This is a genomic window from Candidatus Scalindua japonica (assembly GCF_002443295.1).
GTDB classification, from domain to species: Bacteria; Planctomycetota; Brocadiia; order Brocadiales; family Scalinduaceae; genus Scalindua; species Scalindua japonica.
The window spans coordinates 343,591-356,342 of record NZ_BAOS01000004.1 but is presented as its reverse complement, the minus strand read 5'-3'; the positions used below and the strand labels follow the sequence as shown (position 1 = coordinate 356,342).

Annotated in this window: 9 protein-coding genes; 4 read left to right on the top strand and 5 right to left on the bottom strand. The window is 37.3% G+C overall.

Features of this window, described 5'->3' with window-relative positions; translation table 11 throughout:
* Positions 1 to 284: 284 nt before the first annotated feature.
* From SCALIN_RS03845 to SCALIN_RS03825, 5 genes are all read right to left on the bottom strand, one after another.
* Complete coding sequence (locus SCALIN_RS03845) at positions 285 to 1,895, bottom strand: flagellar hook protein FlgE (protein WP_096892934.1); 1,611 nt, start codon at positions 1,893 to 1,895, stop codon at positions 285 to 287.
* 31 nt (positions 1,896 to 1,926) lie between these two features.
* On the bottom strand, positions 1,927 to 2,367 hold the full coding sequence (locus SCALIN_RS03840; RefSeq protein ID WP_096892933.1) for a flagellar hook assembly protein FlgD: 441 nt from the start codon (positions 2,365 to 2,367) through the stop codon (positions 1,927 to 1,929).
* Positions 2,368 to 2,380: 13 nt separating this feature from the next.
* Positions 2,381 to 4,285 carry a flagellar hook-length control protein FliK gene (locus tag SCALIN_RS03835; protein WP_096892932.1) on the bottom strand — a complete coding sequence of 635 codons (1,905 nt, stop codon included), beginning with the start codon at positions 4,283 to 4,285 and terminating at the stop codon, positions 2,381 to 2,383.
* Positions 4,286 to 4,498: 213 nt separating this feature from the next.
* Positions 4,499 to 5,209 carry a CsgG/HfaB family protein gene (locus SCALIN_RS03830; protein ID WP_096892931.1) on the bottom strand — a complete coding sequence of 237 codons (711 nt, stop codon included), beginning with the start codon at positions 5,207 to 5,209 and terminating at the stop codon, positions 4,499 to 4,501.
* Between the two features lie 80 nt (positions 5,210 to 5,289).
* Positions 5,290 to 6,225 (bottom strand): hypothetical protein, encoded by a 936-nt coding sequence (locus SCALIN_RS03825; protein ID WP_096892930.1) that lies wholly within the window; start codon positions 6,223 to 6,225, stop codon positions 5,290 to 5,292.
* A 293-nt stretch (positions 6,226 to 6,518) separates the two neighbouring features.
* Between SCALIN_RS03825 and SCALIN_RS03820 the strand changes: the two genes are divergently transcribed.
* From SCALIN_RS03820 to SCALIN_RS03805, 4 genes are all read left to right on the top strand, one after another.
* On the top strand, positions 6,519 to 7,817 hold the full coding sequence (locus tag SCALIN_RS03820) for a pyridoxal phosphate-dependent aminotransferase (protein WP_096892929.1): 1,299 nt from the start codon (positions 6,519 to 6,521) through the stop codon (positions 7,815 to 7,817).
* Positions 7,818 to 8,331: 514 nt separating this feature from the next.
* Complete coding sequence (locus SCALIN_RS03815) at positions 8,332 to 9,042, top strand: iron-containing redox enzyme family protein (RefSeq protein WP_096892928.1); 711 nt, start codon at positions 8,332 to 8,334, stop codon at positions 9,040 to 9,042.
* A gap of 361 nt (positions 9,043 to 9,403) precedes the next feature.
* On the top strand, positions 9,404 to 10,984 hold the full coding sequence (locus tag SCALIN_RS03810) for an FMN-binding glutamate synthase family protein (RefSeq protein WP_096892927.1): 1,581 nt from the start codon (positions 9,404 to 9,406) through the stop codon (positions 10,982 to 10,984).
* Between the two features lie 93 nt (positions 10,985 to 11,077).
* Entirely contained in the window at positions 11,078 to 12,490 is a 1,413-nt protein-coding gene (locus SCALIN_RS03805; RefSeq protein ID WP_096892926.1) for an Lcl domain-containing protein, read from the top strand.
* Positions 12,491 to 12,752 lie beyond the last annotated feature (262 nt).

The window sequence follows — 12,752 nt, the reverse complement described above, 5'->3', positions numbered from 1 at the left end:
ACGCTATCTTTATGCCAAAAAATAATTATTACTATATTTAATTTTTCTTTTTTTTCAAAAAGGTTTAACGTATTGGCAGGATGATGGTTAGGCTGGTTCTGGTTTTTGTAAGAAAATTGGTTTTCAGTAAGTATTTTGAATTGGATAAACTTTCTGGATAATAATTTACACAATTTGTAGAAAAACATTCCTCATGCAATTTCGTAACTCTGATTTCAGATTGCAGAATGAATACATTGTAAATTATCATTCTGCAATCCAAGATCAATAATCCATGCTTATTATTACCTTACGATATTAACCAACTCTTGCATTATTTCATCAGTTGTTGTTATTGTTCGTGAATTTGCCTGAAAAGATCTCTGGGATACAATTAGTTTTGTGAACTCTTCTGCTATATCAACATTGGAAGATTCTAATACGCCACTGAGTATACTACCAACTCTTCCGGATTGTGCTGTTTTAAGAACAGCTGCGCCGGAAGCCAGGGTTGGAGACAAAAGATTGTTACCTTCTGTTGATAAACCGGAAGGATTGCTGAAGGTTGCTAATTGAAGCTGTCCAACATTTTTTGTTTTACCATTAGTAAATAAAGCTACCACATTTCCGTCCTGGTTTACGGTTGTGGTAGAGAAAAACCCTTCCTCATGTCCGTCCTGGTCAATTGAAGCAGCCGATGAAGCACTGCCAAATTGAGTTAAACCATCAAGTGTATTTGGTGTGCCTAACTCAAGGTTTACTGTCTGTGTTGTATTGTCCGGATAGGTTATTGTAATAGTTGATGTCCCTGTAATTGAAGAGTATGAGCCGTCATTGTTAAAGTTTATTGCTGAAATAGCATCAGTAACTGATCCTTCGCTGGGTTTCATGGTTGCTACCATGTCCCACGTGTTACTGGCGGTTTTCTCAAATGATAGCGTAACAAGACGAGAAGAGCCCTGGGTATCAAATATAGGAATTGTGGTAACGTACCCATCTCCGGTTCCAGTAGTATTAATATTAAAATTACTAAAGCTTGTACCACCTGTATTTCCTGTTGCGTCGGCTATGTTTAATGTCAGTTCTGAATGACCTGATGGTGTTGCTGTGAGTAACAAATCTCCGGATGCGTCAATTGTTGTAGATGCTGTTCCAAAATTTGAGTTAATAAATGTACTAAGGTCACCCAGTGTTGTGCCGTCTTGTCCCGCGCCGCTTCCGTAAATAAAGCTTTTGCTAATATCGATACCCTTATGCTCTGTGCCAGTTATATCAATCTTGTCACCTGCAATATAGTTTGCTGTATTGTTGTCGAGTGCATTTAAGGCTGTCGCGGCCGTAGCGGCGACAGCTCCAGATTGAAACGGGCTGTCGGTTTTGAGAATGTGATTAATTGCTCCAGTATTAAATTCAGAATTCAAATTTCCGGATAAAGAAGTTTTCGTTGTGGCTTTTCCGGACAGCGTTGCATTAACAGGAATATTTATAGCGCTTCCGGAAACGCCTTTTACTCTCAGGCCGGTACCGGAATCAACAAGATCGTTGTTCTTGTCCATACTGAAAGCACCTACTCTGGAGTAGAAATCCTGGAAATCGTTTGTAAGCATGAAAAACCCATCACCCTGTATCCCAAGGTCAAGAGGACGCCCTGTAGGTGACATATTGCCCTGAGAGAAGTCTTTGTCAATACTCGAAATTGTCGTACCGGTGCCTATCTGTATCGGGTTTCTTCCGCCCAGCCCACCCGAAGGTGCCAGAGCTGACCTCATAGTCTGCGACAGCTCATTAGCAAAATTTACACGGGATGTCTTAAAGCCTGATGTGTTCAAATTTGCCAGATTATCTCCGATTACATTCAGTGATGTTTGAGATGTTTTTAAACCTGATATTCCTGCAACTAGTGATGATGTAGCCATAGCTTACTCCTTTCTATTAATAATATAAAACTTATTTATTTTCAAATATTCCTGTTATATTTGATAAGGGTATTTCTTTGTCCTGTATTACGACTGATATTGAGTCATCAAGTGTGACTGCACCTTGTATTACTCCTTCAGTAGTACCTCCGCCATCAGGATTTACAAATGTAGCTTTCTTCCCTATAAATTCACTACCACCTGTTAATTGTTGAAACTTCAAGGTATCTGCAAAAGAGGTGTTAAGATTTGTAAGTTGCTCTGCGAAAGAGGTGTTAAGATTTGTAAGTTGCTCTGCGAAAGAGGTGTTGAGATTTGTAAGTTGCTCAACAGAGCTGAATTGCGCAAGTTGCGCAATGAACTCATGTCCCTTTAATGGGTCCATGGGACTCTGGTTCTTAAGTTGAGCAACAAATAGTTTTAAAAATTCATCTTTGTTGACTGCGGCACTTCCTATAGCTGTAGCATTCATAATTGTCTCCCTTCTATACTAAATAGTTAATTTGAGTTGATTTTGTATTGTTTGCCGTTGTTTCTTCTTCTGCTGTGTTTTCCCGGTATTCATCTTCCTCATTGGAAGGATTTTGAGTGTTCTTGCTTTTTGAGTCTGATTGAAAATCTTTATTCATAAAGCCCATTTTGTCATTTTCTTTATCCTGGAGATATACATCAAGTTTTCCGACATCAATGTCTGCATTAGATATAAGCTCCCTCAACCTGGGAATATCTTTCTCAATAACATCCTTAACCGATGATCTTTCAACAGTTATCTTTGTCTCTAAAATGTCATCTTCTACGGTAAATTCCAGTTTAAGTGTTCCAAGTTCCGGTGGGCTGAGCTGCATTTTTAGCTCAGATTTTCCTCCTTGTGTAAAGGATTTTGCATTTTGAATTATATTGTCTGCTATATCATTTCCTAACGAATCTAATGGTTTTGCTGAGTTGCTGATTTGTGAAAGAGTACTTTTGAAATTTGTATCAGTCTCTGTTCTTTTACCCGTGTTAACGGGATTCATTTCGTAATCAAAGTGAGTATTGGTTTCCTGATTGTTAAGGGTAGAATTATCTGATGATGTATTTGGTGACGTTGTCGCTTCAACTGAAACGGTACTAATACTATTATTTGTAAGTGATGTACTGCTAAGCGTTTTTTCTGCTTTTGCTTCACTTGTATTTGTGCTTACATCAAACATAATAGGAGTTTCGTTGTTTTCTGTTTTTGTTTGCGCAACGCCCTGTTGGGTTTGAGGTTTTTTGTCGATATTTGTGAGTGAGGCTTGATCCTGGTGTTGTCCTTTTAATATCTCAGATGCTTTTCCATCAGTTCTTTCTTCAGAAACTGGCAAAGCACTGGAGTTTATGATTTTATTATTTGCAATTTTGTATGCATCAGGTATAGGGTTTGATGCCCTATTTGCGATTAAAGAAACTGGCTCCCGGTTGGGTTGGATGTTCGTTGTGTTCTGGTTTATATTTTTTTTTGAAGCTACCGTAGTCTGTTCAGCAGTATTCTTATATGTTACACTATGCCTATTAAGAGGGTTAATGCCGGATTCTTTGGTAGTTTTCAATGCTTGCATTGCTGGTAATTTAGATATCTGTAGAACCGGTTTATCGCCACTGATGACTGGTGATGATTCGGGCAGATCTGGTTTGTTGAGAGTATCTAATACCCTTTGTTCATCTGCTTTTGTACTGTTTTGAGTAACATTTGATTTATCTGATAATGATGTTGCTGGTTGTTCAGTAATGGAATCATTCATCAACTCTTGTGCAATATTAGTACTGCCGGAATTTTCTGATACAGATGTTACCGGTTGTTCCAGATTCAATTGTCCTGCCACGCTTTGTGGAATAGAGGTTTGGTTTGTATTTAATTTGCCTGATATCGATGGAGATGGTTCCTCTAAAATCAATTCTCCCGCTAAGTTATGTGCGGTATTTATTCGCGTGTTTTTTGAAAAGCTGGAGTTTAGGCTCTCAAATGGTTTTAACTCCTGGTTGCTAAGAATAGTGTTTTCTAATAGTGTGGAAGGGGCCTTGGTATTAGCGTTATTATTGATAATCATATTTGTCAGTTCTTTGCCTGGCATACTCTGTCTTGTTTCAGTATTAGTTACTAAATTAGTTGGAGTACCCATTGAAAGTAGCTGTAGCAGTTGATAGATATCTTCAGTATTTGTTTTGTCATTTAATTCAGACTGAATATCTGTATCAGGTTGCCTGTAAAGTGTGTCTGTGCTTTGTATTGTATTTACCAACTTTGACAGAAAACCATTCTCTTCACGATCATTCTTTATTGAGTTGTTGGTTGTCTTAAATATACCGGAAGCCGGTGAATCTTTAGTAGAGAGTATTCCAGATAGTGGGCTTATAGATTTATCTGCCATTTGTTTAAAAATATAATATGAGAAAAGTTTTAAAATGATAGTAAGACGTGTGTGTATTAAGCTAGGATTGTGCCAAAGAAAAAATATTTAAATATTTTTTCTTTTCAATATTGCTATGCTCTTTTACGGTTGATAGTTAAGGGAGAATAATTTTTCTGTAAATAATGTTATTCTTCTTTAAACCTGGTCATAAAGCATGCTTGATATCAGTTTTTACCGTGTGCTATGGAAAAAAGTTTCCCATAGTGTTTTTTTGCTTTTGAGGGATTCTACCATGTAATGTGCGACGAATTGCGCATACCGTTTCGTTGATAATGGTATGATTTTCCAGTCGTATAACGATTGATGTTTTTGGTAGTGTTCTCTGTGGTATGTTTTAATAAGTTTTATCACCGATGCCTCACTGCTGTCAAATATGGCATCAGAACTCCACATAATATTTCCTGAATTGGCAGAAAACATTCCCACTTTTATGCCTAAAATGGGTGGTTCATATGGATGGTATTGGGTAATAGTACCAAAAATAATTGCATCTACCTTATATCTCTTTTTTGCTTCTACAATTGTCTCGGCTCTGATCAGCCCTCTGTTCCAGATGTCCTGTTGTTGTGATAGTATGTCCTGAAACCCCTGAGGTACTAGAATGTCAAACTTAGCGCTCTTTTGTAACTCAATATAAAAAGCGTTTGTCACTTCATTAACAACTTTATCTCTATGGGTTTTAATTGTGAATGGGAGTAATAAAACTCTCTTTAATCTGGTATTAACGTATTCTTCTGATTTGTGAAAGTTTATATTGTCGAAATTTTTTGTGTTGTTGTAATAAAACAGATCATCAACTGTGTCTGTTGATTCACAGCCAGTTAAACATAATATGATAAAGATGAGTACTGGTATCGTTGATGTTATATTGAATGATTTCATTTGAAAGTAGAATGTATTAAGGTTTGTATCCAGTTGTGAAGTAATAGTTGAGACATCTTTTTCGTGTTATATTTAACCTGTTACTCTTCGTCTTCTTTCAGATTTTGAATTTTCAATTTATATAACTGCTGCTGCGCTTTTGTCTCTGATATCTGTGTCTTTAAAAGTTCTTTCTTAATCGGGACTAATTCTTGTTCTGCGGCAATTGCTCTTGATTCCAGTTCTTCCAATTTAGAATCTAATTCATTAATTTTCTCTAATAGTTCATTATTTTTTTCTTCCAGCTCTTTTCTGGTATTGGCAAAATTACTCTCAGCGCTCTCTTTTGCGGCTTGCAAGGTTGACAGTTCTTCGTTAAGAGCTTTTGTTTTGTCTTTTTCCGCATTTAGCCTGTTTTCCAGTCTTTTGATTTTTTCTAATGCTATTATTTCTTCTCCTCCGTCTATTATACCCAGACCGATTGTAGAGCCATCTGACAAATAACCTGATCCCTGAGTTTCTCTGTCTGTTGCTCCTTTAGATTTAGTTGATATTTTTTTAATCCTTTTTAATATGATCTTATTTTCTGCTTCAAGTTTTTTTCTTGTATTGGCAAAATATTTTTCGGCGTCATCTTTAGATTTCTGCAGGTCAGATATTTTTTTAATAAGACTTTGTACATGGATGTTTGTTTTTTGTCTCTCTTCTTCTTCAGCCTTCAGCCTTGCCTCTAATTTATTAACTTTTTCCTGTATACTTAGTGGTTCAATGCTGACTTCCGTTTCCGTGTCTATCGAATGTTCATCAGATAAATATTTTTTTTCTAATACAGATGGTACCTTGTTAGTGGATTTATTGGCATCGGTAATAGGTATGTCATATGTTGCTATAGTTTTATCGGTATTTCTTTTTTGTATTTCAGTATATACGGATTTTGATGGGTTTGATTTTAATGCCAGGCAGCCGTTAAATAACAGTGTGGCGAGACACAGTAGTTTTAGAATGTATTTTCTTGGACTGTAGTCGATTTTTAACATAAAAAAGTGTTTTTCAGGGTTTATTTAGAGTCTGCTTTTTCCCTAAATTAATGATCCTAACAGGCTCTATTCATATATAATATATTTACAAATGTCAATTGTTTTTCATTGCCACACTAATGAAAATAGAAAAGAGTACAATAGAATAGATTATGTTGTTTGTCTTAATTGCTTGATTTTATAAGATGCATAACCTAGAATGATTTTCATTTTCTCAATAGCAACTTATACTTACATGATATAGTTTTTATGAGAAACAAAAAACATCAAGCAGAAAGAGTTTTGTAATTATTATGAGAAATAACATTGTTCATGCGGGAGCACACGAACTTCAGTATGAAATACGTGAAATTGTAGCAGTTGGGAACAGGTTGCAGGATATGGGTCTTAATATCTGCTGGGAGAATATTGGAGATCCTGTTCTTAAGGGAGAAAAAATTCCGTTATGGATAAAGAGTGTCATAAAGGAAGCTATTGACCACGATTCTTCATTTGCTTATAGCCCAACAAAAGGTTTGACCGAAACCAGGGCATTTCTTGCAAAAATATGCAATAAGCGTAATAAGGTGCAGATAACAGAAGAAGATGTTATTTTCTTTAATGGAATCGGTGATGCGATATCCAAGGTATATAATTATTTGAGGAAAGAAGCACGAGTAATAGGCCCTTCACCCGCTTATTCTACCCATTCGTCAACTGAGGCCGCCCACGCCAGTGAAGATCATTTAATGTATAGACTAGACCCGGAAAATAACTGGTTACCCAATATTAATGATCTGCGTAATAAAATAATAAATGATAGAACAATCTCAGGGATATTAATCATAAACCCTAATAATCCGGCTGGTACTGTGTATTCCAGGGATATAATGTTGGAAATTGTGAAGATTGCAGAAGAATTTGATTTATTTATCTTGTGCGATGAGATCTACCTGGAAATAACGTACAATGGGAAGATGTCTACTCCGTTAAGTGATGTTATTAATGGTGTATGTGGAATATCGATGCGTGGGATTTCAAAGGAGCTTCCATGGCCGGGGGCAAGATGTGGTTGGATAGAGGTGTATAATAGAGATAATGATCCAATGTTCAACGAATATATCGAAACGATATTGAATGCAAAAATGCTGGAAGTCTGTTCAACAACACTTCCTCAGAAGGTTATACCGTCGTTATTGTCCGATTCAAGATACAAAGAGTATCATTCCGGTAGAAATAAGCAGTATGAGGCAAAGTCTAAATTCGCCTTTGATACTCTTATTGGGGTAGACGGTATAATTGTGAATCAAACTAATGGCGCATTCTATATGACGGTTGCATTTAAAAATGGAGTTTTAAATGAAAAACAGACGCTTGAGATCAGGAATGACAAAATAAGAGATTATATTGAAAATATTGTTGATGGAGTTGCTCTTGATAAGAGATTTGTATATTACCTGTTGGGTGCTACTGGTATATGTGTTGTGCCGTTAACAGGTTTTAGCTGTGAACTGTATGGATTCAGGGTAACGTTGTTAGAGACGGATATGGGAAAATTCAAATGGATATTTCAGACAATTGCTGAAAAAATAACAGCTTATTTAAGTTCCTGAGATTTATAAATGTAATCAAATCTGACAACCATATAATTTGTCTACCTGGATAAGGATAAACTTGTAAGTGTTTAGTTCCAATAGAAATTGATTTTTCTGTCAATCAGTGTGCGTTTCAGTAATCAGGTGCTCTTTCGTTGTTGTTACCCCGCAACACATTCAGTTTTATGCACGCCTATTCAGGTTCCAGAGTTAAACGACCTCTCTAAATTGATTCATTTTCTTGACTGTTGCTGGTATCAGTTTGCCTGGGTCTATTCTTTTTAACGTACGTAATAATTACGCAAATTAATTCTGTATAAAGCATGGTTTACGAAAATAATGCGCATCAGTATCTGGTGAAGTAACTAGATAAAGTTATCTTGGTTTTTTATGACATGTTGTAACATGTTTAAAATATAGAGGTTATTGCTGTGTCTGTTTATTTGTTAATGAACATATTCGTAATGGTATAGGCTTTGCTTTCTGTTCAGAGTAATAAATATTTTTTAAACTCTTTTTGGAGGGGTAAGCTATGGCAGTATCAGCAAGTGATTTTGTAGACAAGTTGCAGGAAGATTGTCTGAAGCATGAAGCATTGAATCATTCATATTTGAAAAAGTTTGAAAACAAGGAGTTAAATAAGGATCATGTAAAGTTGTTTGCCGAGCAGTACTATTGCTTTTCACGGCATTTTTCCAGATACCTGGCAGCTTTGGTGGCTATAACTCCGGACGAAGGTGCGAGAGCTCCATTAATAAAAAACCTGGGTGAAGAGTATGGTGCCAGAGAGGAAGATGGTCAGGAAATGGACCCGGAATTGACACACCCCGCAATTTTCAGGAGATTCTTGAGATCTGTTGGTATTGATACATCACCGGAAGCACTTGCTGCAATCAAACCTTTACCGGAAACAAAGCTTTTTGTAGATAAGTACCTGAATATCAGATTTCTCAACTATATTGAAGCTTTTGGGGCTCTGGGACCCGGGACAGAATATATTGTACCTCAGATGTATACATCAGTACGTGAGGGTTGCAGGGGCGCTGGATTATCAGAGGAAGAAGTTCTTTTCTTTTCTGCTCACATAGAGTTGGATGTGGAGCATGCAGAAGGTATCAAGGATTCATTACTTCCGTTTGCTCAGACTGAGGACCACCAGGAAATAATGAGATTTGGTGCAATGGATTTCCTTGATGCAAGATGTGTTTTATGGGATGGATTAGAAAGAGCCAGTAAGTTCTAATATATTAAAAAAATAGTTTTTATGATTTATTTGCCAAGAAGTTTGTAGTGTTTCCCCGTTAGTAAACTCAAGCATTAGTTTTGAATTAATGTGAGTTTCTAACGGGGTTTTTTATGTAATAAAGATGCCAAGATGTTATTTCCAGTTCAACCGGGCATCGCTATATCAACTTATTTCTTGAATTTAGTTTAAAATCTGCTATATTCCTCTTTTTACGTATCAGTATTATACCTTAGTTGAGCTTCGGAAAAACATTATTGTATAAAAGATGCAATTACTACATAAATTTTCATAAATATTGACTTGTATATAAATAACATTATCATAACAACTTTTTAAATGAATGGGAGGTTTTTATAATATGGGAAGTTTGCAAATACCGAATAAATCGGCAGCGACCGGAACAAGAACGAGAACCGGAAGTGATGTATTGCCGCAAAGTGGAATGTGTGTTGTCTGTCTTGATGGATGTCCCGGATACTGTGAAATAGGTTTGTCATCCATGAGGGGTCCGGAGACGATTTACCCGATTCCATTTGGTAAGAGTACATCCAGTGGTACAAAAGATTATCCTGTCGACTATTCACATTTTAACATTACCGGAACTGTTGCAAGTCATCATGAGAAAGAATATGAGCAGTTTACAAATGTAAACGTTGAAACCCGTCTCGGTAGAGATAAAGGCCTTAAGTTAAAATTCCCATTAATATGTACTGGTTTAGGTTCTACACAGATTGCAAAGAACCATTTTGCAGATCTTGGCGCCGGTTCTGCCATTTGTGGTACCGGGATCGTAATCGGTGAAAATGTTGTTGGGATGGATGAAACTTCTACCTTTAACAGCGATAAAAAGGTTACAGAATGTAAGGAACTTGAAAGAAGATTTAAATCTTTTAAAGATAACCAGAAAGACGGTTATGGCTTTATCGCCATTCAGGCCAACCCTGAAGATTGGAGGTTGGGGGTTCTTGAGTACAGTATGAATACACTGGGTTCTGATGCTGTTGAACTAAAATGGGGGCAGGGTGCTAAGAACATTGGTGGTGAAGTTAAGATTTTTAACCTGGAAAAAGCGATACTATTGAAAAAGAGAGGCTATATTGTAATTCCTGATCCGGAAGATCCAACAATACAGGAAGCCTTTAAATCAGGTGCTGTTGAAGGTTTTGAAAGACATACCAGAGTAAAGGCAATTTCAGAATATCTACCAAAAGCGATTGATGATTTTGGTAAACAGGTAGAACACCTGAGAAATGCCGGAGCTAAATACGTATTCCTGAAAACAGGTGCTTACAGACCGTCTGATCTGGCAAGAGCAATAAAATTCTGCTCAATTTTTAAACTTGACGTTTTAACAATTGATGGTGCTGGTGGCGGTACTGGTATGAGCCCATGGAGAATGATGAATGAGTGGGGTGTGCCGACTGTTTATATTGCCGCTATGACATATAACTATTGTAAGAGACTGGCTGACAGGGGTGAGTATGTTCCGGATATTATTCTGGCCGGAGGACTTACAGCCGAAGATCATATTTATAAATCATTCGCGTTGGCTGCACCATTCGTAAAGGCTGTCGGTATGTCACGATCTACAATCTGTGCTACCATGGTAGGAAATACCAATGGAATAGCAATTAAGGAAGGAAAGATTCCAAAACCAGCATCAGAGCATGGCGATACTCTTGATAAGATATTCTATTATTCATCAAAGGTTAAAGAGGAGTTTGGTGAAGTTACTCCTGGCGCATTGGGAATGTACTCTTATTATGAAAAAATGAAGATGGGACTAAAACAGTTGATGGCTGGATCAAGGAGATTTAATCTCAATGAAATCACCAGAGACGACATTTTTTCATTGACCAGAGAAGCGGCTGATGTTTCAGGTATCAATTATATTATGGATTGGGAAAATGAGACATCAGAGAGAATTCTTGATGCATAATTGATTTTATAATTAGTAAACAAGGGTTAAATTTTGAATAGTAACAGGGCTGTATAAGGTATTTTGAAAACTTTATACAGCCTTTTTTTTAAAATGAGAAAATCACAAAATATATACACCATAATCATTTTTTTAGTTTTTTTAGTATTTTCCACTCACAGTGTTGCAGAAGAACATGGCAGGGGGAAGGTGCTGGTTTCTCCAACCGGCAATGAAATCCAGGGTAACCAATGGCTTTTCGTAATCGGAATCGACTCTTATACTAACCTGCCATACCTGAACACTTCAGTTAACAATGCAAAAGCAGTAAAAGGCATTTTATTGAAACGATATTACTTTGACGATTACCATGTTATTGAGCTTTATAATGGAGATGCCACCAGAAGGAACATACTCGGTAAGCTGAGGTATCTGACGAGAAGGGTTGGTCCTGAGGACTCAGTTATCATTTTTTATTCCGGACATGGTGGTCTGGACTCATCTAAGCGAGAGGGGGGTTGGATACCAGTAGAAGGTAGTATGGAGGAGAGTTCTTCATGGGTCTCGAACAGGGAAGTTTTTAATTATCTGAAGATTGGCGCTATTCAGGCAAAACATGTCCTGCTTATTGTTGACTCATGCTTTTCCGGTGATTACTTTAGACGCTATAAGGGAGAGTTGCCAAGAGCCACAGATGAGGTAATTAAGCAGGCTTATAAACTGAGGTCGCGTCAGGTCATAACTTCAGGAGGGATTAAACCAGTGGCGGGTGATGTAATGAGTGAGAATAGTATCTTTACGCACTTTTTGATAAAGGGTCTGGAAGAAAATAAGAACCCATTTCTCATTTCATCTGAATTGTTTAAGGTTGTAAAATCAGGAGTGGAGAAAAATAGTGATCAGGCACCAGGCTTCGGAATGTTAAATGACAAAGGAGTACAGAAAGCTGGTGAACTGGTTGTTTTTCTGAATGAGAATGAGTTGGCACGTCTTAAGGAAATCTCGTGGAAGGAAAGGGTCTCCAGAAAGAGACTGCGATCATCATATAAGGATTTATCTGTCACCCAGATACAATCAATGCCATATATTGAAATACGTGAAGATCAGGAGTGGGGGGTTTACGGTCACAGTACAATTCGCCATCAGTATGAGGCAATGAGTATAGTTTACGACAAGATTGTTATTGATCACACAACAGGATTGATGTGGCATCAGAACGGATCAGAACGATTTAAAGACAGGGAGAAAATTTCAGAGTGGGTTGATAATTTGAATCTCAAAGGTTATGCGGGGTTTAGTGACTGGCGTTTGCCAACCGCGGAGGAAGCCGCATCGCTTTTAGAACCTGAAAAAAAGTTTGGCGCTATGTATGTAGATTCTCTGTTTGATAAAAAACAAACATTGATCTGGACAGGCGACAGTTACGGTCCAGATGCTGCATGGATTATCAGCTTCTGCTTTGGAAGCGTATTCTGGAATAAGTTTGATGAATTTTTCTGTATACGTCCGGTACGGACAATGCAATGATTTCTACTTGATAAAAAAAGAAGCTTAGTTCGCCAATTAAAAGCAGTCCCATCCTTGCATTTTTATACTTATCCGAGTTCTTCGCCTTTTCTAAGGTGTTAAGGTGTTACACCCTTTTCCGCAGTTATCGTGACCGAAGAGACCTGGGCCATGCTCATAGGCAAGCAGGCAAGCAGTTAAAAAGGCGAGTCGATCACTATAAGGCCGCGTGTCTGGAAAAACTGATATCCCCGTGCCGTTCAAGGGCAGACAAATGGTTTCG

What these genes read in the sequence shown, in the direction of transcription:
- SCALIN_RS03845 (WP_096892934.1), bottom strand. Translation starts at nt 1,895, where the DNA reads ATGGCTACATCATCACTAGTTGCAGGAATATCAGGTTTAAAAACATCT.
- SCALIN_RS03840 (WP_096892933.1), bottom strand. Translation starts at nt 2,367, where the DNA reads ATGAATGCTACAGCTATAGGAAGTGCCGCAGTCAACAAAGATGAATTT.
- SCALIN_RS03835 (WP_096892932.1), bottom strand. Translation starts at nt 4,285, where the DNA reads ATGGCAGATAAATCTATAAGCCCACTATCTGGAATACTCTCTACTAAA.
- SCALIN_RS03830 (WP_096892931.1), bottom strand. Translation starts at nt 5,209, where the DNA reads ATGAAATCATTCAATATAACATCAACGATACCAGTACTCATCTTTATC.
- SCALIN_RS03825 (WP_096892930.1), bottom strand. Translation starts at nt 6,225, where the DNA reads ATGTTAAAAATCGACTACAGTCCAAGAAAATACATTCTAAAACTACTG.
- SCALIN_RS03820 (WP_096892929.1), top strand. Translation starts at nt 6,519, where the DNA reads ATGAGAAATAACATTGTTCATGCGGGAGCACACGAACTTCAGTATGAA.
- SCALIN_RS03815 (WP_096892928.1), top strand. Translation starts at nt 8,332, where the DNA reads ATGGCAGTATCAGCAAGTGATTTTGTAGACAAGTTGCAGGAAGATTGT.
- SCALIN_RS03810 (WP_096892927.1), top strand. Translation starts at nt 9,404, where the DNA reads ATGGGAAGTTTGCAAATACCGAATAAATCGGCAGCGACCGGAACAAGA.
- SCALIN_RS03805 (WP_096892926.1), top strand. Translation starts at nt 11,078, where the DNA reads ATGAGAAAATCACAAAATATATACACCATAATCATTTTTTTAGTTTTT.